Origin of the sequence: Pseudomonas sp. AN-1 (assembly GCF_034057115.1) — a bacterium.
Lineage (GTDB): Bacteria > Pseudomonadota > Gammaproteobacteria > Pseudomonadales > Pseudomonadaceae > Geopseudomonas.
The window spans coordinates 3982025-4003753 of record NZ_CP139195.1; the positions used below are offsets into that span (position 1 = coordinate 3982025).

The following is a 21729-nucleotide window of genomic DNA, read 5'->3' on the forward strand; positions in this document are numbered from 1 at the left end:
CATGAGCGACGTGGTCCTCGCCGTGGAGAACCTCAGCGCCGGCTACGGGCGCAAGGTGATCCAGCGCGATCTCAACTTCGCCATCCGCCGCGGCGAGGTGTTCGTGGTGATGGGCGGCAGCGGCTGCGGCAAGAGCACCCTGCTGCGCCACCTGATCGGCCTGCAGGCGCCGCTGGCCGGGCGCGTGCTGCTGCACGGCGAGGACTTCTGGGCCCGCGACGAGGATGCCCGCGCCGTCCTGCAGCAGCGTTTCGGCGTGCTCTACCAGAGCGGCGCGCTGTGGAGCGGCATGACCCTGCGCGAGAACATCACCCTGCCGCTGGCCGCCTACCACCCGCACCTCGGCCAGGCCGAGCTGGACGAACTGGCCGCGCTCAAGCTGGCGCTGGTCGGCCTGCCCGGCTGCGACGAGCTGTACCCGGCCGAGCTGTCCGGCGGCATGCGCAAGCGCGCCGGCCTGGCGCGGGCGCTGGCGCTCGACCCCGAGGTGCTGTTCTTCGACGAGCCCTCGGCCGGCCTCGACCCGCTCAGCTCCATGGCCCTCGACGAGCTGATCCTGCAGCTGCGCGACAGCCTGGGTGCCAGCATCGTGCTGGTCACCCACGAGCTGCCGAGCATCTACCGGGTGGCCGACACCTGTCTGTTCCTCGACCATCGCACGCGCACCCAGATCGCCCTGGGTCCGCTGCGGCAACTGCTGGAGGAAGGGCCGCCGAGCGTGCGGCGCTTCCTGCGCCGCGGCGATGCCCCCGCGTACAAGGAGTCCCCATGAGCGAGACGCGCAAACCCTTCTGGATCGGTGCCTTCCTGCTCGGCGGCATCGCCCTGCTGGCCGGCGGCCTGCTGCTGCTCGGCCGCGACAGCTGGTTCAGCCAGCCCAGCGATTACGTGGTGTACTTCACCGGTGCGCTGGATGGTCTCGACGTCGGCGCCGACGTCACCTACCGCGGCGTCAAGGTCGGCACCGTGCGCGAGATCCGCCTGTCCTACGACCGCGAGCTCAGGGATGTGGTGATCCCGGTGGTGCTGCGCATCGACCCCGCGGCCGGCCACGAGGGGCAGAGCTTCGACCGGGTGGTCGAGCGGCTGGTCGAGCGCGGCCTGCGCGCCCAGCTGCAGACCCAGAGCCTGCTCACCGGCAAGGCGATAGTCGCGCTGGACCTGTTCCCCGGCCAGGCCGGCTACGTGCGCGAGCCCCACGACCTCGAGCTGCCGACCATCCCCAGCGTGCCCTCGCGGGTCGACCAGGCAGCGGACGTGCTGCGCGATCTGGTCGCCAGCCTGCGCGAGCTGCCGCTGCGCGAGATGGTGGTGTCGGCCAGCAACACCCTGCAGGCCCTGGAGCGCCTGAGCGCCTCTCCCGAGCTGCAGGACGGCCTGCTCAGCCTCGGCCAGACCCTGCACAATCTTGAGAGCCTGACTCAACAACTGCAGCGACAAATCCCGCCAATGCTGGATAATGCGCGCCAGGGCGGCGGCGAGCTGCGCGCGGCGATCGGCGATCTGCGCCAGGCGGCGCAGGCCGCCACGCTCGCCCTGCAGCAGATGCAGCAGCTGGCGGGCGATACCCGGCGCAGCCTCGGCCCCGAGTCCGAGGCGCAGTTCCAGCTGCTGCAGGCGCTGGAGGAACTGGGGCGGGCCAGCAAGGCCCTGCAGCGCACGGCGGAAGGCCTGGAGCAGCAGCCCGAATCGCTTATTTTTGGCAAGAAACGGTGATCTTTTCATGGGTGTTCCACGCCTGATCCGAATGCTGGGCCTGACCGGGCTGCTCGCCATGGCAGGCTGCGCGGCGACGCCGCCGGCGCAGTTCTACCAGCTGCAGCAGGGCAATCCCGGCCTGCCGCAGGCCGACGCCGGCGTGGCCGTGCTGCTCGGCCCGCTCAAGCTGGCCGACTATCTGCAGCGCGAGACCCTGGTGCAGCGCCAGGGCGACGACACCCTGGTGATCGCCCAGCAGGCGCGCTGGGTCGGCAGCCTGCAGGACGACGTGGCGCAGCTGCTGCTGCGCCAGCTGGCCGGCCGTCTGGACAGCAGCCGCCTGGCGCTGTATCCGGACCGGGTCGGCTTCAAACCCGAGGCGCAGCTGCTGCTGAGCATCAGCCGCCTGGACTCCGGCCCCTACCAGCCGGCCGTGCTGGAGGCGCAGTGGCGCCTGCTCGATGGCACCGGCAAGATGCTCGACAGTCGCCTGGTGCGGCTGGAGGAGAAGCACAATGGCGAGCTGACCGACCAGGTGCGCGCGCAGAGCCTGCTGCTGCAGAGCCTGGCGGCGCAGATGGCCACGGCGGTGCGGGGAATGCCGCGTGTCGCGGCGACGCCCGCGCAGCCTGCGTCGCGCAAGGCGGCGACCTCCCGCCCGGCGGCGCCGCGCATTCCCCAGGCGGCGCCGCGGCCGGCGCCGGCCGCCGAGGTGTACCGCTTCTGAGCGGTCGGGCGAGCCCGAAACGACAAGGCCGCGCCGGGGTTCCGGCGCGGCCTTGTCGTTTCGGGGCAGGCGAGGGTCAGGCGTGCTGCAGCATCTGGCCGAGCTGCTGTTCGAGACGCGCCGGCAACGGCTCCTGCAGGCGCTCGATGCAGCTGGCGCCGGCCGGGGAGGCGAGGGTGCGCAGGCGCGCGCGGCTGTGCAGCGCCGGGTCGGCGCCGAGGGCCTGGTCGAGCAGCAGCAGGTTGCGGCTGTGCCGGCAGAGGGTCAGTGCGCTCTGGCTGGCCGGCTGCTGCTGGATGGCTTCCGCCGGCAGGCCGTACAGGCCGTCGCCGCGGCTGAGGGCGAGTTGCAGCTGCAGGGTCAGGCCGCTGTCGGCCACCTCGACCTGCAGGGCATGGCCGAGGGCGCGCAGCAGTTCGCCGCAGCACAGGGCGCGGGTCAGGTAGTCCTCGCCGGACTGGTTGCTGTGGAACAGGATCAGGCTGCTGCCGTCGGCCAGGCGCAGCAGGTGGCCGTGGTGCAGGCGCGCTGCCTGCTCCAGGCAGTCGCGGTAGCGCTGCAGCAGTTCGCGCAGACGCGGCGGCGACAGGCGCCGTTGCAGCTCGTCCTGGCCGCCCAGCTGGGTCGCCAGCACGGCGCTGTGCACCGGCGGCAGGCCGGGGGGCGTGCCCGGCTGCAGATCGTCGGGGTCGAGGCCGAGGGCGTCGGCGTCCAGCTCGAGCTCGTCGCCGTCAGCCCGCGCCGCGGGGCGGCGGGGCGTCGCGGCAGCCGGCCGACCTTCGTCGAGCAGGTTTTCCAGCCCCTCGAACAGTTCGCCATCCTCCGCGTCGTCCAGCATCGGATCCTCCTCGACGGCGGGGCGCGGCGGCACCAGGCGCTGCTGCAGCTGGCGGGCCAGGTCGCCGAGTTCGTCCTGGCGCTCGCTGGCCGGTGCCGGGTCGTCGGGATCGCGCAGCCACAGGCGCAGCTGCAGCAGCGGCATGCTGAGCTTGCCGCCCAGGCGCAGGCTGAGGGTCAGGGTCGCCACCAGCACGATCAGGCCGAGCAGGCCGAAGTTCTGCAGGCCGACGGTCAGCGGCTGGCGGAACTGCTGCATGTCGAGGGTCAGGTGCAGCTGGCCGGCGGCCACCTCCTGGAAGGCGATGGAGGCGGTGAACACGCCCTCGTCGGTGCCGAACAGGCCCGGCTGCGGACGGCGGCCGGCCTCGGCGATGATGCGGTTGTCGACGCCATGGATCACCACGTGGGCGACCAGCGGGTTTTCGGCGAGCTTGTCGAGCATCACCTTGAGGCTGAGCAGGTCGTTGGACACCAGCAGCTCGGTGGCCGAAGCCACCGCCTGGCGCTTGAGGCTTTCGCCGACCGCCTCGCTCTGCTGCTGCATGACCTCGCGCACCTGCAGGTTGAACAGCCAGGCGAAGGCCAGCATCACCACGCTCACCAGGAGCAGGCTCTGGCTGGCGATGCGCAGGGCGATGGGTACCCGCCGGCGGCGCAGCGCCTGGAACAGGAGGATGAAGAAGTTGTCGGACTTGACGGGCGCGGGCCGGTTCACGAGAGGGGGGCTCGGCTCTGGAAAAAGGGAGTGGAAGTATAGCGGGGCCCCGTGCGCACGGGCAAAGCGCGCTGCCAGATGGTGCGCATTCCGGGTAGAATGCCGCACTTTCAGTTCCGCGGAGGTGCGCCGTGCGTGAAATCGTCCTGATCAACATCACCGGGGAGGATCGGCCGGGGCTGACCGCGGCCATCACCGGCGTGCTCGCCCGTGGCGGGGTGAACATCCTCGACATCGGCCAGGCGGTGATCCACGACACCCTGTCGTTCGGCATCCTGGTCGAGATCCCGCACGGCAGCCAGGCGTCCTCGGTGCTCAAGGACGTGCTGTTCACCGGCTACGAGCTGGATCAGCAGGTGCGCTTCACCCCGGTGTCCGAGGCCGACTACCAGCAGTGGGTCGGCGGTCAGGGCAAGGCGCGCCACATCGTCACCCTGCTGACCCGCAAGGTGACCGCCGAGCAACTGCATCGGGTCAGTTCGATCACCGCCAAGTACGGGTTGAACATCGACCACATCGATCGCCTGTCCGGACGCATGCCGCTGGATACGCCGGCCGAGCACGGCAAGGGCTGCATCGAGTTCTCGGTGCGCGGCGAGGCGGCCGATCCGGCGGCGCTGCGCGCCGAGTTCCTCAGCGTCGCCCAGGAACTCAACGTCGACATCGCCTTCCAGCAGGACACCATCTTCCGCCGCAACCGCCGCCTGGCGGTGTTCGACATGGACTCGACGCTGATCGAGGCCGAGGTGATCGACGAACTGGCCAAGGCCGCCGGGGTCGGCGCGCAGGTGGCCGAGATCACCGAGCGGGCGATGCGCGGCGAGCTGGACTTCCGGGCCAGCTTCAAGGAGCGCCTGGCGCTGCTCAAGGGGCTGCCCGAGGAGGTGCTGGAAGGCATCGGCGCCTCGCTGCGCCTGACCGAGGGCGCCGAGACCCTGTTCGCCGAGCTCAAGCGCCTGGGCTACAAGACCGCCATCCTCTCCGGCGGCTTCACCTACTTCGCCCGCCAGCTGCAGCAGAAGCTCGGCATCGACTACGTGTTCGCCAACGAGCTGGAGATCGTCGACGGCAAGGTCACCGGCGTGGCGGTGGAGCCGATCGTCGACGCCCAGCGCAAGGCCGACCTGCTGCGCCAGCTCACCGAGCAGGAGGGCCTGCGCCTGGAGCAGACCATCGCCGTCGGCGACGGCGCCAACGACCTGCCGATGCTGGCCATCGCCGGCCTGGGCGTGGCCTTCCGCGCCAAGCCGCTGGTCAAGCAGTCGGCCAAGCAGGCAATCTCTACCCTCGGCCTCGACGGCATCCTCTACCTGCTGGGCTATCGCGACCGCGAAAGCTTCGAGTGAGCGGAGGCCAGCCATGAAAAAACCGCCGTGAGGCGGTTTTTTCGTTCCGGGGCCGGGGCCTTCAGTCTTCGCCGGAGGAGAACTCGTAGTCCATCTTCGGGCTGGGCGCCTGCAGGTACAGGCCCTGCACGTAGTTGACCCCGGTCTGCCACAGGGTGGTCAGCACGCTGGCGTTGTCCACGTTGGGCACCACGGTCAGCTTGGCCTCGTTGTGCAGTCCGGCGATCAGGGTCTTGAGCTTGTCCTGCTGTTCGGCGTCGGAGAGGTCGCGGAGCAGTTCGCTATCGAGCTTGACGAAGTCGACGTTCAGGTGGCGCAGGGTGTTGAACGGGTTGAGCGCCCCGCCGAAGCGGCTGAGCGATACCTTGCAGTGCAGCTCGGCGAGGCCCTTGGTCAGCAGCTTGGCCTGCTTGAGGTAGGCGATCGCATCCGGCTCGCCGAGTTGCAGGATCAGGCTGTCGGCCGGCAGGCGGGCGGCCTTGAGGGCGGCGCTGAGCCAGGGCAGCAGCGCCGGGTCCTGCAGGCTGGCGGCGCCCAAGCCGATGAACAGGTGGGTGTTGTGGCCCCTGGCGCGATGCTCGCCGAGCTGGCGGATGGCGTTGAGCAGCACCCAGCGGTCGACCCGGGCGGCCAGGCCGGTCTGCTCGGCGGCGGCGAGGAACTCGGCCGGGGGCACCGCCTCGCCCTGCGGGTTGCGCAGCAGCAGGGACACTTCGTAGTGCTCGCGTTCGTCGCCGTGCAGGCTGATGATCGGCTGGAACAGCAGCTGGAAGCCGTTGCCCTCGATGGCCTGCTGGACCATGGCGAGCAGGTTGCCGCGGCTGGCGGCGGCGGCCAGTTCCTCGGCCGGGTCGTAGATGTTGAGGGCGTTGCCGCCGGTCAGCTGGTCGGTGCAGCGCAGGGCGCGCTCGACCACCAGCTGGGCCTGGGCGCTCTGCTCGCTGATGCCGGCCACGCCGATGCTGAAGGTGACCTGCACGCTGCGCCCGCCGATGTCGAACAGGTGGCCTTCGACCTTCTTCAGCAGGGCCTGCAGCGAGGCCTCGGCCTGCGCCGGGGGCTGCGGCAGCAGGGCGGCGAAGCTGTCGTCGGCGAAGCGCGCCAGCTGGGCCTGCTCGCCGAAGTGCTGGCGCAGCAGGGTGGCGCAGTCGGCCAGCAGCAGGTCGCTGTCGGCCAGGCCGATGTCGCCGAGGAGGTTGGCATAGCGGTCGATGCGCAGCAGGGCCAGGCTGGCCGGGCTGCCGGTCTTGACCGCCTGCTGGACGGCGTGGTCGAGCAGTTCGAGGAAGTGCACGCGGTTGTACAGGCCGGTGACCAGGTCCTGGCTGCTGATCTCGCGCAGCTTCTCGGCGAGTTCGCTGTTGTCGCTTTCCGCGCGGATCACCACCTGGGTGCAGGGCTCGCCGTCGTAGCTGGCCGGGGAGAAGGTCATGCGTGCGCGGAACTGGCTGCCGTCGTCGCGCACGCCGCCGCACAGCAGCTCGGCATGCTCGTCGCCGTTCTGCTGGTAGGTCTTGAGGAAGTCCTTGAACGCTGCCTGGTCGCTGCCCTGGATCAGGTCGATCATCGGCATGCCGGCGATGTCGTCGGCGTCGCTGTAGCCGAACAGCTCGACGTAGGCGCGGTTGACATAGATGTGCATGCCGTCGTGGACGTAGGTGATGGCATCCACCGAGCTGTCCAGCAGCAGCTGGCAGCGCCGTTCGGCCTCGCGCAGGGCCACCTCGGCATTGCGCCGGGCGCGGCGCTCCTCGAGGTTGCGCAGCTCGCGCTCGGCGACCAGCAGCAGGCGCTCCTCGTCGCTCGCCGGCACGCCGTCCTGAGCGCCGAGCAGCATGGCCTCGGTGATCGCCTCGCCGTCGTTGTCGGCGACCAGCTGCAGGAAGGGCAGGTCCTTGCCCAGGCGGCGGATGGCGCCGAGGGCTTCGTCGGGCTCGAGGTTCTCGCTGTGGGGGGCGGCGATCAGCAGGTCCCAGGTCTGCTGCAGGGCTTCGGCAAGGTCGTCGCTGGAGGTCAGGCGATGGGCGCGGGTGGCGTGGCCGGCGTTGCGGAACAGGCTGATCAGGCGCTCGGCCTCGTTCTGCGAGTCCTCGAGGAGCAGCAGGCGGACGGTTTTCTTTTCGGTGGGCATGGTTGGCCAGGAACCAGCGCCGCAGGGGCGCACAAACGCGGCAGAGGGAAATGCTCGGAAATCTACAAGGACTCCCAGAGCGAGTCAAAGCCAACCGGCTCGCTGTCGCCGGCCAGTCGCAAGGTTGTGACCGGTTTCCCGTCGGCAGGTTCGGTGCGTGGCGCCGGTGCCTCGAGCGGGCGGTACTCGAACTGGTTGAAGCTGCCGCTGAGGGTGTGGCGGCGGGTGAGCTGCACTGCCTGCTCCTTGCCGTCGAGGTTGAGGAGGATCTTCTGCCCCTGCTGGAACGGCAGGGTCGGCGCGATCAGCAGGTCCGGGCGACCCAGTGCCGGGATGGCGCTGAGCAGCAGACCTCGCAGGTACTGCCCCTCGGGCTTGCCGTCGTTCTGGGGGCGCAGGCCGCAGGGCTTGGCGCGCGGGGCGAGCAGTTCGATGCCGAGCTGCAGGCCGCTGCCGCGGGGCTGGCGGATCCAGCGGATCAGAGCGATGTTCCAGCCACGCTCGCCGGGGTGCTGCAGGCCGATCAGGTCGCCGGTCTGCAACTGGTCGGGCGGCGTGTCGTCCCAGGCCAGGCAGAAGCCGCCGGGGCTGTGGTTGATCACCTGCAGCTGGTGGCGCGGATACTGGCCGCTCTCGTCGGGGGCGTCGCGGCCGGGGGTGTAGTCGATGCTGGGCTGCTGGCGGCGCAGCAGCGCCTCGTTGCGCGAGGCGTCGAAGGCGCGGTTCCACGGGTCGCGCTCGCGTTCGTGGCGCTGGAAGTCGACGCTGACGGCGGTGGCTGGCAGCTGCAGGGTGTCGGCGAAGCTGCGCTGGCCGGCGATGTGGTAGTGCAGCGCGCGGATGCCCAGGCAGGCGCTGAGCGTGCCGCTGCCGGGCATGCGGCTGAAGGCGCGCTCGGCGGGGGCGCTCCAGGCGGTGCACAGGTGCTGCAGCAGGTCGTCGCCGACGCCATGGGGCATGGACAGGCGGCTGCCCTGGCGCTGCACGGTGCCGAGCCGCAGGTAGGTGCGCAGCTCGCTGACCAGGGCCTGCGGGTCGAGGCCGAGCAGTTGCGCGGGGTCCTCGTTGTGCAGCAGGCTGGCGTAGCGCGGCGGGCTGTCGGTGCCCGGGGCGAAGGCGAACAGGCTGCCGGGCAGGCGCGCGTCCTGCAGGACGGCGCGGTAGCTCCACGCCGGCAGCGCTTCGCCGAGCTGGAGGATGGCCTGCTGGCGCAGCTGGTTGCAGCGTGCGCTGCCCAGCAGCAGGCTGGCCAGGTAGCACTGCTCGATGGTCTGTTCGCGGCCGTCGATGCCCGGCAGCGGCAGGCGCTGGAGCTGGCGGGCGGCGGCGGCGCGGTAGAGCTGGTGCAGCTCCAGCCAGAAACCCTGGCTGGGCGGCATGTAGAGCAGGCTGAACTGGCAGAGCATCTGGTACAGCGCGTGCTGGCCCAGCAACAGGGCGCGGGCGCACAGCTGGCGGCTGGCATCGCTGGGCGGCAGGGCCAGCGCCTCGCTGGCGGTCAGCTTGGCGGCGCGCGCCAGCTGCTGCTGCAGGGTCTGGCACAGGGCGGCGATCTGCTGGCGGCGCTCGTCGAGGATCACCACCGGGCTGCGCAGGTGCTTCTGCAACTGGCCGCAGACGAACAGCACCTCCGGCTCGAGCAGCTCGAGCAACTGCTGGCGGTTGGCCGGCGGCGTACGCAGGCGGTTGAGTTCCTGCAGGGCGGTATACAGGCGGCGGGCGGTTTCGCCGAGGTTGGCCTTGGGCAGCTCGGCGATCCAGCCGCGCAGCGCCGCCGGCTGCGCCGCGGCGAAGGACAGGCTGGCCAGGTCCGGCGGTGTGACGCGCAACAGGTCGTAGGAGGAGTGCAGGTCCATGGTGTCTCGCTCGGAACAGGGAATGCGGGCTCAACCCTGGGCGCGGCCGCCGGCGCGCTAGCGTTCAGTCTAGCCGAAAAGCCTGCCTGGCCGTTGATCTGCGGCAGGTTGTCGCTGCGCCCTGCCGCGCCGGGGCGGGCCTCAGCCCGGCAGGCCCAGTTGCTGGCCCATGCGCAGCGGGCTGCCGGCGCTCAGGCCCTCGGCCCAGCGTACCTGCTCGGGACCGAACAGCACGATGGCGGTGGAACCGAGCTTGAAGCGGCCGAGCTCGGCACCCTTGTCCAGGTGGATGGGCTGCTGCACCGCAGGACCGTAGCGGAAGTGCCTGAGCGCGCGTTTCGGCGGAGTGACCAGGCCGGCCCACACCGTCTCGACGCTGGCGACGATCATCGCGCCGACCAGCACCACGGCCATCGGCCCGCGCTCGGTGTCGAACAGGCAGACCACCCGCTCGTTGCGGGCGAACAGTTCGGGCACGTTTTCGGCAGTGAAGCCGTTGACCGAGAACAGCCGGCCCGGCACGTAGATCATTTCCCTCAACGTCCCCGCCAGCGGCATGTGCACGCGGTGGTAGTCCCTGGGCGACAGGTAGACGGTGGCGAACTGGCCGCCCATGAAGGGCGCGGCCATCTCGGCGTCGCCGCCGAGCAGTTCGAGCACGCTGAAGCTGTGGCCCTTGGCCTGGAAGATGCGGCCGTGCTCGATCGGGCCGAGCTGGCTGATGGCGCCGTCGGCCGGACTGAGGATGGCGCCGGGGGTGGCGTCCAGCGGCCGGGTGCCCTCGCGCAGGGCGCGGGTGAAGAAGGCGTTGAAGTGCTCGTAGGCGTGCGGGTTGCCGACCTCGGCCTCGCTCATGTCGACCTGGTAGCGACGCACGAACCAGCTGATCAGCGGGTTCTTGAACCAGTCGGCGCGGCACTCGGCGGCCATGCCGATCAGTCGCGACAGGGCGTGGTGCGGCAGCAGGTACTGGCCGAGGAGAAACAGGCGTTCTTTGGGAGTCATGGGCGGGTCCTTAGCATTCCACCGGCGTGTCGGGATGGTTGCCCCATTCCGACCAGGAGCCGGCGTAGGCCTTGATGTTCGGGTAGCCGAGCGCGCGCATCGCCAGGTAGGTGAAGCCGGAGCGGCGGTGGGTCTGGCAGTGGGTGACGATGGTCTTGTCCGGAGTGATGCCGCGGGCGGCGAGCAGTTCGCGCAGGTCCGCGCGCAGGCGCAGGGCGCGGGCCGGATCCTGGCAGTCGGTCCAGTTCAGGTTGATGGCGCCGGGGATGTGTCCGCCCCTGGCCGCCAGCACCTTCTCGCCGCGGTACTCCTCGGGCGAGCGGGCGTCCCAGATCAGCAGGTCGTCGTCGTGCAGGTGCGCGAGGAGGTACTCGCGGCTGGCCAGCACGTCGGCCACCGGCTGCACGGCGACCGGGGCGCCGACCGGCGCCGGCACCGCGCCGGACAGTTCGCGGCCCTCGGCCAGCCAGGCCTGCAGGCCGCCGTTCAGGTGGTGCCAGCGGCGGTGGCCGATCAGGTCGAGCAGCCAGCCGAAACGCCCGGCCCAGGGGCCGCCCTCGTCGTCGTAGAGCACGTAGACGGCGTCGGCGCGGTGGCCCAGCTCGCCGAGCAGCGCCTGGAAGTCGCTCCACACCGGCAGCAGCCCGGGCGCCGGCGGCTGGCCGAGCTGGGTGCGCCGGGTGTCGACGTGCCGCGCGCCGGGGATGTGCCCCTCGGCATAGCGGGCGGCGGGGGTCAGGTCGACCAGGATCAGCTCCGGCGCGTTCAGGCGGCTGGCCAGTTCGGCCGGCTCGATCAGCAGCGGCAGGTCGGAGAAGGCGGACATGACGGGCTCCGGTGGCGTGGGAAAAACAGGAGTGTACTGAAATGCGGCGGCTGGCCGTAGGGCGATTGTCCACCAGTCAGGCTGCGGCGTGAGTCGACAGAAAACCGCGGCGCGGGTTTTCTACCCTACGGCTTTGCCGCTGCACGCCCACCCGTCCTCAATACTCGTCCTTGGGCAGGCTGGCGAGGATATGCCGGTAGCTGGCCAGGCGCTGCGGATGGATGCGGCCGTCCTCCAGCGCCTGCAGCAGCGCGCAGCCGGGCTCGCGGTCGTGCTGGCAGTCGCGGAAGCGGCAGCGGCCGATGAGCTCGCGGAATTCGACGAAGCCGTCCTCGACGTCGGCGCGGGTGACGTGGCCGAGGCTGAACTCGCGGATGCCGGGCGAGTCGATCAGCTCGCCGCCGCCGGGGAAGTGGAACAGCCGCGCGGTGGTGGTGGTGTGGGTGCCCTTGCCGGTCAGTTCGGACAGGGCGCCGACGCGCAGGTCGACGCCCGGCAGCAGGGCGTTGACCAGCGACGACTTGCCCACCCCGGACTGGCCGACGAACACGCTGACCCGGCCGTCCAGCGCCGCGCGCAGCTCGTCCATGGCGTTGCCGTTGTGCGCCGAGACTTCCAGCAGCGGATAGTCGAGGGCGCGGTACACGTCGAGCAGGGCGTCCAGCTTGGCCGCGTTGGCCTCGTCGATCAGGTCGGCCTTGTTCATCAGCAGCAGCGGGCGGATGCCGGCGTGGTCGGCGGCGATCAGGTAGCGGTCGATCAGGTTGGCGTGCGGCTCGGGCAGCGGGGCGAAGACGATGACGATCTGGTCGACGTTGGCCGCCACCGGCTTGAGCACGCCGCGCATGTCCGGGCGGCACAGCTCGGAGGCGCGCGGCAGCTGGGCGACGATCACGCCGATGCCCTGGTTGCCGGCGCGCCACACCACGCGGTCGCCGGTGACCAGCGCCGGCAGGTTGGCGCGCAGGTGGCAGCGGAACACCTGGCCGGCCAGCTCGCCGTCGAGCGCCTCGACCTCGACCTGCACGCCGAAGTGGGCGATCACCAGGCCGTTCTGCTCGGGGCCGAGGTCGCCGCCCTCCAGCTCCTCGACCGCGCGCGACTCGCGCTTGGCGGCGCGGGCGGCGCGTTCTTCCTGGATCTTCTCGATGCGCCAGCTCTGCCGGCGGGTCAGTTGGCGTTTGGCCATGATGCGTCCGTGGGTGAATTCCGGCGGCGAGTCTAGCACGCCCGTGGGCAGCGGGATGCCGGGTGCGGCCTGCTAGAATGCGCGGATCAACCGAGGACTCCCGCCATGCAGAACCCGCAGAACCTGATCTGGATCGACCTGGAAATGACCGGCCTCGATCCCGAGACCGACGTCATCATCGAGATGGCCACCATAGTCACCGACGCCCAGCTCAACGTGCTGGCCGAGGGCCCGGCCCTGGTGATCCACCAGAGCGACGCGGTGCTGGCCGGCATGAATCCCTGGTGCGTCGAGCAGCACGGCAAGAGCGGGCTGACCCAGCGGGTGCGCGACAGCCGGCTGAGCGAGGCCGAGGCCGAGGAGCAGACCATCGCCTTCCTCCAGCAGTGGGTGCCGGCCGGGGTGTCGCCGATGTGCGGCAACAGCATCGGCCAGGACCGTCGCTTCCTCGCCCGCTACATGCCGCAGCTGGAGGCCTTCTTCCACTATCGCAACATCGACGTCTCCACCCTCAAGGAGCTGGCCGCGCGCTGGGCGCCGGCGGTCAAGGAATCCTTCGTCAAGCAGGGCAGCCACCTGGCGCTGGACGACATCCGCGAGTCGATCGCCGAGCTGCGCCACTACCGCGAGCACTTCATTCGCTGCTGACCGGCGTTTCGGCCGCGGCCGCCGTGCGCGCCAGCAGCTCGCCCATCGCCTGCGCGTTCAGCGGTCGCGACAGGCGATAACCCTGGCCGTGGCGGCAGCCGTGCCAGCGCAGGAAGTCGTGCTGGGCGGCGGTCTCGATGCCCTCGGCGATGCAGGTCATGCCCAGCGCGTGGGCCATGCCGATGATGGCGACGGTGAGCGCGGCATAGTCGTCGCAGTCCGGCAGGTCGCTGATGAACGAGCGGTCGATCTTCAGGGTGTCCAGCTTGAAGTGCTTGAGGTAGCTCAGCGACGAGTAGCCGGTGCCGAAGTCGTCCATCGCCAGGCGCACGCCCTGCGCCTTGAGGCGCTGCAGGGTGGCCTGCACCTGTTCGAGGTTTTCCGCCAGCACGCTCTCGGTCAGTTCCAGCTCCAGCAGCCACGCCGACAGGCCGCTGCGCGCCAGGGTGCGCTGCACCACCTCGGCCAGATCGCCGTGGCGGAACTGCAGCGCCGAGACGTTCACCGCCACGCGCAGCGGCGGCAGCCCGGCGGCCTGCCAGGCCATCGCCTGGCGGCACGCCTCGTTGAGCGCCCAGGCGCCCAGCGGCAGGATCAGCCCGCTGTCCTCGGCGATGGGGATGAACTTGTCCGGCGGCACCTGGCCGAGCACCGGGTTGTGCCAGCGCAGCAGCGCCTCGCAGCCGCTCAGGCGGCCGCTGGCCAGATCGTACTGCGGCTGGTAGTGCAGGCTCAGCTCGTCGCGCACCAGCGCCTGGCGCAGGCGGTTCTCCAGCTCGAGGTGCTCGCGCACCCGGGTGTTCATCGCCGCGGCGAAGAACTGGAAGTTGTTCCGCCCCGCCGCCTTGGCGTGATACATCGCCGTGTCGGCGTTCTTCAGCAGGGTCTCCACGTCCTCGCCATCGGCCGGGCAGAGGGCGATGCCGATGCTCGGGGTGACCGCCAGCTCGTGCTCGCCGACGCTGTAGTGGCCGCTGCAGGCCTGCAGCAGCGCCTGCGCCACCTGGGCCGCCTGGCCGGCCTGGGTCAGCCCCTCCAGCAGGATGACGAACTCGTCGCCGCCCAGGCGACTGACCGTGTTGCCGGCGCGTACCGCGCCCGACAGGCGCTGCGCCACCTGGATCAGCAGGCCGTCGCCGACGGCGTGGCCGAGCGAGTCGTTGATGTTCTTGAAGCGGTCGAGGTCGATGAACAGCACGGCCAGCTGCAGGTCGTCGCGGCGGGCGCGGGCCACGGCCTCGGTGAGGCGGGCGAGCAGGCGGGCGCGGTTGGGCAGATGGGTCAGCGGGTCGGTTTCCGCCTGCTGGCGCAGACGGACCTGGCCGGCGGCGATGTCCGCCTGGTAGCGCGCGAAGCGGTGCGTCAGCCAGCGCGACAGGCCGACTGCCAGGCCGAGGGCCAGCAGCATCACCAGCAGCAGGGCCTGGGCGGTGGTGCGGAAGTCCTGGTGCAGGCTCTGTTCGAGCTTGCGCTGGCGCTCGGCCAGTCCCGTCTCCAGGTCGTCGAGGTAGACGCCGCTGACCAGGATCCAGTCCCAGGCCTCCAGGTTGCTGACCAGCGCCAGCTTGCTGCTCAGCTGCGGGTTGCTGAGGCCGCGCCACTGGTAGCGGGTGAGGCCGCCGCCGTTGCGGCTGGCCTCGAGGATGCGCTGGATCACCGCCTGCTCCTCGGTCGGCAGCTCGTCGACGTAGCGCCCCTCGGCTGCCGGGTTGCTCGGCGACAGCAGCACCCGGCCGTCGCGGTGGATCACCGCGATGTAGCCGTTGGCGCCGATGCGGGTGGCGCGCAGCTGGCGCAGGGCCTGCTGCTGCAGCTGCTGCTCGACCTTGTAGAGGTATTCGCCGGTGCCGATCAGCCAGCCGAACGGCTCGAACACCCGTGCGTAGGCGATCTTCTCGGCCATTTCGTCGGGCTTGCCCGGGGCGTACCAGCGGTAGCGGGTGAAGCCGTGCTGCTGCGGGTTGTCCACCGCCGCCAGCAGGTCGCGCATGATGGGGCGGCCGTCGACATCGTGGTTGTCGAGCAGCGAACGCCCCTCGCGCTCGGGGTTGATCGGCAGCAGCACGCAGTTGCCGGCCAGGTCGTCGATGAAGAAGTAGCCGCTGCCGTCGAAGAAGCGCAGCGGGCGGAGGGTGTCGACGATCAGCCGGCGGATCTCGTCTTCCGTGCGGCGCCCCCGTTCGCGGCGGTAGATGGCCTCGGCGATCTGCACGGCATGGTCGACCTGCTGGCGCAGGTCGCGCTTGAGCACGGCCTCGCTGCTCTGGCGCAACTGGTCGAGCTGGTCGTGCAGGGTGGTCAGCGAGGACTCGAGGATGGCCTCCTGCTGGCGCAGTTCGGCGGCCTCGAGGGCCAGGCTGTCGGCGCGGAAGTTGCGCGTCTGCTGCAGGGTGAAGTAGCTGCCCAGGGCGAGGGTCAGGACGAACACCAGCGCCAGCATGCCGAACAGCTGCAGGCGCAGGAGATTGTTGTCGGTCATCGCCATGGGGCGCGCACCTTACTCGGAAGGATTCCAGTCCCTGGTCAGCCGCAGCTCAGCGCGGTAGCCGGTGTTCGTCGAACTGTCCAGCCGCGCAGTCCGATTCGGACCGACGGCTGGCGGTTTTGTGGCTGGGTTCGCATTCTAGTGGGAGCACCGGATTTCGCCCAGCGGCCAATGGTCGAGGTTTCCAGGCTCAACCGTAGCGCTTGTGCGCCTCGATGGCCAGACCGCTGCCGATGCCGCCGAAGCGGTTGCCTTCGACCGGGCGGGCATTGGGCAGCAGGGCGGCGACGCTCGCGCGCAGGGCCGGGATGCCGCTGGAGCCGCCGGTGAAGAACAGGGTGTCGACCTGTTCGGCACTCACCCCGGCGTCCGCCAGCAGGCGGTCGATGCCGGCGTCGATGCGTGCCAGCGAGGTGGCGATGGACTCCTCGAACAGCGGGCGGGTCAGGGTGGCGGCCAGTCCCGCCTCGACCTGGGTGAAATCGATGGTGCGGCTGGCCTGCTCGGTGAGGGCGATCTTGCTGTCCTCCACCTCGATGGCCAGCCAGTGGCCGGCGCGCTGCTCGATCAGGCGCAGCAGGCGGTCGATGCCGGTCGGGTCCTGGATGTCGTAGCGCATGCTTTCCAGGGCGATCCGCGACTTCTGCGCGTAGACCGCGTTGATGGTGTGCCAGGTGGCCAGGTTGATGTGGTGGCTGGTCGGCATCAGCGCGTCGCTCTTCATCCGGCTGCCGTAGCCGAACAGCGGCATCACCCCGGCCAGGCTGAGCTGGCGGTCGAAGTCGGTGCCGCCGATGTGCACGCCGCCGGTGGCGAGGATGTCGTCCTGGCGCTCGGCCAGGGCGCGGCGCGCGGGCGAGAGACGCACCAGCGAGAAGTCCGAGGTGCCGCCGCCGATGTCGACGATCAGCACCAGTTCCTCGCGGTCGATGCCGGCCTCGTAGTCGAAGGCCGCGGCGATCGGCTCGTACTGGAAGGAGATGTCCCTGAAGCCCAGGTCGCGGGCCACCTGCATCAGGGTGTCGGCGGCCTCGCGGTCGGCGGCGGGGTCGTCGTCGACGAAGAACACCGGGCGGCCCAGCACCACCTGCTCGAACGGCCGGCCGGCCTCGGCCTCGGCACGCTGCTTCAGCTCGCCGAGGAACAGGCCGAGGATCTGGGTGAACGGTAGGGCGCTGCCCAGCACGGTGGTGGCGCTGCCCAGCAGCGGCGAGCCGAGCAGGCTCTTCAGCGAGCGCATCAGGCGCCCCTCGTAGCCGTCCAGGTATTCGCCCAGCGCCTGGCGGCCGAACGCCGGGCGCTTCTCCTCGAAGTTGAAGAACAGCACCGAGGGCAGGGTGTCCTTGCCGTCTTCCAGGGCGATCAGGTTGCCCTGACCGGGCCGCAGCCAGCCGACGGTGGAGTTGGAGGTGCCGAAGTCGATGCCGCAGGCGCGGGCAGGCGAGGCGAGGGTCATGGGAAGCGGCTCCGGAAAAAACGGCCGCGCATTCTATGCGAGAGCGGCGCCGAATGGGCGCCGCTCCGTCGATTTCAGTGCTTGTCGCGGTGATGCGCCGCCATGATCTCCTCCAGGCTCAGCCCGGTGAGGTCGTGGATGGTGCGCCACAGGTAGTAGAGGATCGCCATCATCATCAGCATCGAGGGGATGGCGATCATCGGGTAGCTGAGCAGGTTCATGTGCGCCAGTTCGGCGTTGAACGCCTCGCTGCCGGCCGGGCTGGTGACCAGCCAGCGGGCGAGGATGTAGTTCATCGCCGCGGAGAAGAAGAAGGTGCCGCTCAGCCACCAGGTGGCCTTGAGCAGGCGCCGCTCGAAGGCGGCGGTCTGCCCGCGGGCATCCAGCTGCTGCTGGATGCGTTCCACGTCGAGCACGTTCCTGTTGTACAGCAGGCTGTAGATCAGCGGCTTGCTGGTGCGGGTGGAGAACAGCACGGCCAGGCCGATGATGCCGGGGATGGTCGCCTCCTTGACCGCCAGCCAGCGGCTGTCCAGCTGCAGCAGGCCGATGCCGCCGGTGAGCAGCACGCTGGCCAGGCCCAGCAGGGCGATGAAGTTGAACTTGCGGTAGCGCAGCAGCTCGAAGGCGCCCCAGCCCAGCGGGAAGGCCAGGGCCAGCGCCAGCGCGCCGTCGGCGCCGAGGCGCTCGGGGCTGCTCAGTTTCATCAGCACCAGCGAGGGCAGCAGGATGCTCACCGCCAGGTCGACCAGTGGGCGCGGCTTGTGGGTGGGGCGGGAGGCGTCGGTCATGCTTTGCGTCTTGTCCATCGGGAGCCTTGGGGTGCCGGCCAGCGGCTTGGTGAGGAGCGCCACGATACCGCAGAGCGGCTCAGGCGTCCTTCTGCCGGGTGCCGAAGATCTTGTCGCCGGCATCGCCCAGGCCGGGAATGATGTAGCCGTGCTCGTTGAGGCGCTCGTCGATCGAGGCGGTGTAGATGCGCACCTCCGGATGCGCCGCGGTCACCGCGGCGATGCCTTCCGGCGCGGCGACCAGCACCAGGGCGCGGATCTCCCGGCAGCCGGCCTTCTTCAGCATGTCGATGGTGGCGATCAGCGAGCCGCCGGTGGCCAGCATCGGATCGACGATCATCGCCAGGCGGCGGTCGATCTCCGGCACCAGCTTCTCCAGGTAGGTCTGCGCCTCGAGGGTCTCCTCGTTGCGCGCCAGGCCGATGACGCTGACCTTGGCGCTGGGGATCAGGCTGAGCACGCCGTCGAGCATGCCGATGCCGGCGCGCAGGATCGGCACCACGGTGATCTTCTTGCCGGCGATGCGCTCGACCTGGACCGCGCCGCACCAGCCCTCGATGATCTGGTCCTCCAGCGGCAGGTCCTGGGTGGCCTCGTAGGTCAGCAGGGCGCCGAGCTCCTGGGCCAGCTCGCGGAAATTCTTCGTGCTGATGTCGGCGCGGCGCATCAGGCCGAGCTTGTGGCGGATCAGCGGATGACGAATCTCGTGCACGGGCATGGGCAGGCTCTCCGGCGGCAGGCGGGCAGGGATGGCATAGAGTAAAGCATCCGCCGCCGGCGGCCGAGTGCCGGCGCACTGGCGGCCGTCCGCCGAGGCTTGCCGGCCGGCCGGCTGGCCGGTACCTTTCGCCCCTTTGCCCGTCCGGGCCCACCTTCCTTCGGAGACCTGCCATGTCCGTCGATCTCGCCCATATCCGCCAGGTGATGGCGGAAGCCGACTGCCTGTACACCGCCGAGCAACTGGACGCCGCCATCGCGCGGATGGCCGGACAGATCGGCACCGACCTCGCCGAGCGCAATCCGCTGGTGTTCTGCGTGATGAACGGCGGGCTGATCTTCGCCGGCAAGCTGCTGCCGCTGCTCGACTTCCCGCTGGAGGTCTCCTACCTGCACGCCACCCGCTACCGCGGCGAGACCAGTGGCGGCGAGCTGTTCTGGAAGGCCAAGCCGGAAATGTCGCTGATCGACCGCGACGTGCTGATCGTCGACGACATCTTCGACGAGGGCCACACCCTGGCCGCCATCGTCGACTACTGCAAGCACGCCGGCGCTCGCGCGGTGCACACCGCGGTGCTGATCGACAAGGAGCACGACCGCAAGGCGAGCCCGGACATGGACGCCAGCTACGTCGGCCTGCCCTGCGTCGACCGCTACATCTTCGGCTACGGCATGGACTACAAGGGCTACTGGCGCAACGCGCCGGGGATCTACGCGGTCAAGGGGATGTGATTGCCTTTCGTGGGGGCTGGCCCCTGGCGGCCGCGCGCACCGCAACGGCGCAGGTGCGCATGGCGCACCCTACGCTCCCCCACCGCCTACTGCACCTTACGCTGGCGCGGTGGTGCCTGCCGCTTGCTCCTTCTCCGCCAGCCACCTCAGCGCCTTGCCGCGCGCCTGGTCGAGGTCGTGCACGTAGGCCAGCTGGTGGCTGTGCAGGTGGATGCCGGCGCGGCGCAGTTGCAGGCGCACCCGCGAGCTGGTGCCGCTGAAGATCAGGCCGACGCCGTGGTGGCGGAAGTCGCGCAGCACGGTGTCCAGCGCCGCCAGCGCGGTCATGTCCAGCAGCGGCACCGCGCTGAGGTCGACGATCACCACCTTCACCCCCGGGGTGAAGCGGCGCAGGGTGTTCAGCGCCTTCTCCGCCGCACCGAAGAACAGCGGGCCGCGGATCGCGTAGGCCGCCACGTGCTCGGGCAGGTCGCCGAGCGCCTGGTGGAAGTGCCGCGGCAGCGGCGCCGCGTCGGTCAGCGCGCTCATCTGGCGGATGAACAGGCCGGCGGCCAGCAGCAGGCCGGCGCCCACCGCCAGCACCATGTCGAAGGCCACGGTCAGCACCAGGCAGGTGAGCAGCACCAGCACGTCGCTGCGCGGGGCGATGCGCAGGGTGTGCACCACGTGCGGCGCCTCGGCCATGTTCCACGCCACCATCAAGAGCAGCGCGGCCAGCGCGGCCATCGGCAGATAGCTGAACAGCGGCGCCAGCAGCAGCATGGCGGCGAGCACCACGCCGGCATGGATGATCGCCGCCAGCGGCGAGAAGGCGCCGGCGCGCACGCTGGCGGCGCTGCGGGCGATCGCCGCGGTGGCGGTGATGCCGCCGAACAGCGGGGCGATCAGGTTGCCCAGGCCCTGGCCGATCAGCTCGCCGTTGGGATCGTGCTTGCTGCCGGTCATGCCGTCGGCGACCACCGCGCAGAGCAGCGACTCGATGGCGCCGAGCATGGCGATGGCCATCGCCGGGGCCAGCAGCTCGCGGACCAGCGCGAGACTCAGCGGCGCGGCGTCCGGCAACTGCCAGGGCAGGGCGAAGCCCGGCAGGTAGGGCGGGATGCCCGGGTGGGTCACGCCATCGAGGCTGTAGCTGAAGCGCTCGCCGAGGGTGGCGACACCGAGGCCGGCCAGCTCCAGCAAGAGGCCGAGCAGGGTGCCGACCGCCAGCGCGGCGAGGTGGCCGGGGACCTTCGGCACCAGGCGCGGCCAGGCGATCAGCACGCCGAGGGTGACGGCGGCGACCAGCGCGTCACCGAGGTGCGCGGTGGGCAGGGCCAGCGCCAGGTCGTACATCTGCTCGGGGAAGTGCGCGGCGCTGCCGGTCACCGTCAGGCCGAGGGCGTCCTTGAGCTGCAGGCCGGCGATGACCACGCCGATGCCGGCGGTGAAGCCGAGGGTCACCGGGTAGGGCACGAACTGGATCAGCCGGCCGGCCTTGAGCAGGCCGAGGGCGATCAGGATCAGGCCGGCGAGCATGCTGCACAGCAGCAGGCCGGAGAGGCCGTGCTGCTGGACGATGGGCAGCAGGATCACCACGAAGGCGGCGGTGGGGCCGGAGATGTTGAAGCGCGAGCCGCCGGTCAGGGCGATCAGCGGCGCGGCGATCAGCACGGTGTACAGGCCATGCTGCGGGGGCGCGCCCACGGCGATGGCCAGCGCCATGGCCAGCGGGATGGCGATGATGCCGACGGTGAGGCCGGCGAGGATGTCGCCGCGCAGGGCGCGGCGGTCGTAGCCGGCGCGCAGGGCCTGGCGCCAGGCGGTGAACAGCGGAACGCGCGCGAGCCGGGACATTCTTCTACTCCGTTATATTTCCCCACTTCATAAGAGGGTAAGCCGTTTGCCGGTGAACGGCTATCGGACGGAGGTGGAAGTCCCGGCCCGCGGGCCGGTCAGCCCAGCCAGCCGCTCAGTTTGGCGGCGTTCCAGGCGGCGTACAGGGCCAGGGCGACGAAGCACAGCGCGGAGATGCGGTGGATCAGCGTCATCGGCAGCCGGTCGGCGGAGAAGTGCGCGGCCAGCACCACCGGCACGTTGGCGATCAGCATGCCGAGGGTGGTGCCGGCGACCACCAGCCAGAAGTAGTCGTACTGGGCGGCCAGCATCACCGTGGCGATCTGCGTCTTGTCGCCCATCTCGGCGATGAAGAAGGCGACCAGGGTGGTGAGGAACGGACCAAAGCGCTTGAAGTGCGAGGCTTCCTCCTCCTCGTCGATCTGGTCCGGCACCAGCATCCAGGCGGCCACGGCGAGGAAGCTGGCGGCGAGGATCCAGCTCAGGGTGGCTTCGCTGAAGAAGGAGGCGACCCACTTGCCGATGGCGCCGGCGGCGAAGTGGTTGGCGACGGTGGCGACCAGGATGCCCCAGATGATCGGCCAGGGCCGGCGGAAGCGGGCGGCGAGGAGCAGGGCGAGCAGCTGGGTCTTGTCGCCGATCTCGGCGAGGGCCACCAGGCCGGTGGGGACGAACAGGGATTGCAGGGCTTCCATCGGACATTCCAGAGGGGCGGGACAACGACGGCATGA

The 21729-nt window shown here is 70.4% G+C and carries 18 protein-coding genes; 6 read left to right on the top strand and 12 right to left on the bottom strand.

Features of this window, described 5'->3' with window-relative positions; all coding sequences use genetic code 11:
- The first annotated feature begins 1 nt into the window (after position 1).
- Genes SK095_RS18695 through SK095_RS18705 form a run of 3 tightly spaced genes read left to right on the top strand, consistent with a single transcriptional unit; the run spans position 2 to position 2425 of the window.
- Positions 2-772 (top strand): ABC transporter ATP-binding protein, encoded by a 771-nt coding sequence (locus SK095_RS18695; protein ID WP_320547119.1) that lies wholly within the window; start codon positions 2-4, stop codon positions 770-772.
- A complete protein-coding gene (locus SK095_RS18700; RefSeq protein WP_201485088.1) occupies positions 769-1716 on the top strand; it encodes an MlaD family protein in 948 nt (315 codons plus the stop codon). The genes SK095_RS18695 and SK095_RS18700 overlap by 4 nt, the downstream gene beginning before the upstream one ends.
- A gap of 7 nt (positions 1717-1723) precedes the next feature.
- On the top strand, positions 1724-2425 hold the full coding sequence (locus SK095_RS18705) for a membrane integrity-associated transporter subunit PqiC (protein ID WP_201485089.1): 702 nt from the start codon (positions 1724-1726) through the stop codon (positions 2423-2425).
- Positions 2426-2501: 76 nt separating this feature from the next.
- On the opposite strand, the gene SK095_RS18710 is transcribed toward SK095_RS18705, so the two are convergent.
- On the bottom strand, positions 2502-3980 hold the full coding sequence (locus SK095_RS18710) for a histidine kinase (protein WP_320547120.1): 1479 nt from the start codon (positions 3978-3980) through the stop codon (positions 2502-2504).
- Positions 3981-4111: 131 nt separating this feature from the next.
- On the opposite strand from SK095_RS18710, the gene serB reads away from it, so the two are divergent.
- Positions 4112-5326, top strand: a complete 1215-nt coding sequence (gene serB / locus SK095_RS18715; protein ID WP_320547121.1) for a phosphoserine phosphatase SerB — start codon at positions 4112-4114, stop codon at positions 5324-5326.
- Between the two features lie 61 nt (positions 5327-5387).
- On the opposite strand, the gene SK095_RS18720 is transcribed toward serB, so the two are convergent.
- From SK095_RS18720 to rsgA, 5 genes are all read right to left on the bottom strand, one after another.
- Entirely contained in the window at positions 5388-7457 is a 2070-nt protein-coding gene (locus SK095_RS18720) for an EAL domain-containing protein (protein ID WP_320547122.1), read from the bottom strand.
- Positions 7458-7519: 62 nt separating this feature from the next.
- Positions 7520-9313 carry a molecular chaperone gene (locus SK095_RS18725; RefSeq protein ID WP_320547123.1) on the bottom strand — a complete coding sequence of 598 codons (1794 nt, stop codon included), beginning with the start codon at positions 9311-9313 and terminating at the stop codon, positions 7520-7522.
- 141 nt (positions 9314-9454) lie between these two features.
- Positions 9455-10318: an archaetidylserine decarboxylase gene (gene asd / locus SK095_RS18730; RefSeq protein WP_320547124.1), complete on the bottom strand. Its 864-nt coding sequence runs from the start codon at positions 10316-10318 to the stop codon at positions 9455-9457.
- Between the two features lie 10 nt (positions 10319-10328).
- A complete protein-coding gene (locus SK095_RS18735) occupies positions 10329-11144 on the bottom strand; it encodes a rhodanese-like domain-containing protein (RefSeq protein WP_320547125.1) in 816 nt (271 codons plus the stop codon).
- A gap of 157 nt (positions 11145-11301) precedes the next feature.
- Complete coding sequence (gene rsgA / locus SK095_RS18740) at positions 11302-12333, bottom strand: small ribosomal subunit biogenesis GTPase RsgA (RefSeq protein ID WP_136490504.1); 1032 nt, start codon at positions 12331-12333, stop codon at positions 11302-11304.
- Positions 12334-12438: 105 nt separating this feature from the next.
- On the opposite strand from rsgA, the gene orn reads away from it, so the two are divergent.
- Complete coding sequence (gene orn / locus SK095_RS18745; protein ID WP_136490505.1) at positions 12439-12981, top strand: oligoribonuclease; 543 nt, start codon at positions 12439-12441, stop codon at positions 12979-12981.
- On the opposite strand, the gene SK095_RS18750 is transcribed toward orn, so the two are convergent.
- The 4 genes from SK095_RS18750 to upp form a co-directional block, all read right to left on the bottom strand.
- Positions 12968-15466, bottom strand: coding sequence for a cache domain-containing protein (locus tag SK095_RS18750; RefSeq protein WP_320547126.1), 2499 nt, complete (start codon positions 15464-15466; stop codon positions 12968-12970). The two genes, orn and SK095_RS18750, sit on opposite strands and share 14 nt — an antisense overlap.
- Before the next feature lie 190 nt (positions 15467-15656).
- On the bottom strand, positions 15657-16922 hold the full coding sequence (locus tag SK095_RS18755) for an Hsp70 family protein (protein ID WP_320547127.1): 1266 nt from the start codon (positions 16920-16922) through the stop codon (positions 15657-15659).
- A gap of 74 nt (positions 16923-16996) precedes the next feature.
- The gene (locus SK095_RS18760) at positions 16997-17713 is read right to left on the bottom strand and encodes a VC0807 family protein (RefSeq protein ID WP_178084073.1); all 717 of its coding nucleotides are present in this window, start codon (positions 17711-17713) and stop codon (positions 16997-16999) included.
- Between the two features lie 79 nt (positions 17714-17792).
- A complete protein-coding gene (upp, locus tag SK095_RS18765; protein WP_320547128.1) occupies positions 17793-18431 on the bottom strand; it encodes a uracil phosphoribosyltransferase in 639 nt (212 codons plus the stop codon).
- A gap of 173 nt (positions 18432-18604) precedes the next feature.
- Between upp and SK095_RS18770 the strand changes: the two genes are divergently transcribed.
- The gene (locus tag SK095_RS18770) at positions 18605-19162 is read left to right on the top strand and encodes a hypoxanthine-guanine phosphoribosyltransferase (RefSeq protein ID WP_136490510.1); all 558 of its coding nucleotides are present in this window, start codon (positions 18605-18607) and stop codon (positions 19160-19162) included.
- A gap of 96 nt (positions 19163-19258) precedes the next feature.
- Here SK095_RS18770 and dauA read toward each other — a convergent pair whose 3' ends face one another.
- On the bottom strand, positions 19259-20998 hold the full coding sequence (dauA, locus tag SK095_RS18775) for a C4-dicarboxylic acid transporter DauA (protein WP_320547129.1): 1740 nt from the start codon (positions 20996-20998) through the stop codon (positions 19259-19261).
- A gap of 98 nt (positions 20999-21096) precedes the next feature.
- Positions 21097-21684 carry a TMEM165/GDT1 family protein gene (locus SK095_RS18780; RefSeq protein WP_136490520.1) on the bottom strand — a complete coding sequence of 196 codons (588 nt, stop codon included), beginning with the start codon at positions 21682-21684 and terminating at the stop codon, positions 21097-21099.
- Between the last annotated feature and the right edge of the window lie 45 nt (positions 21685-21729).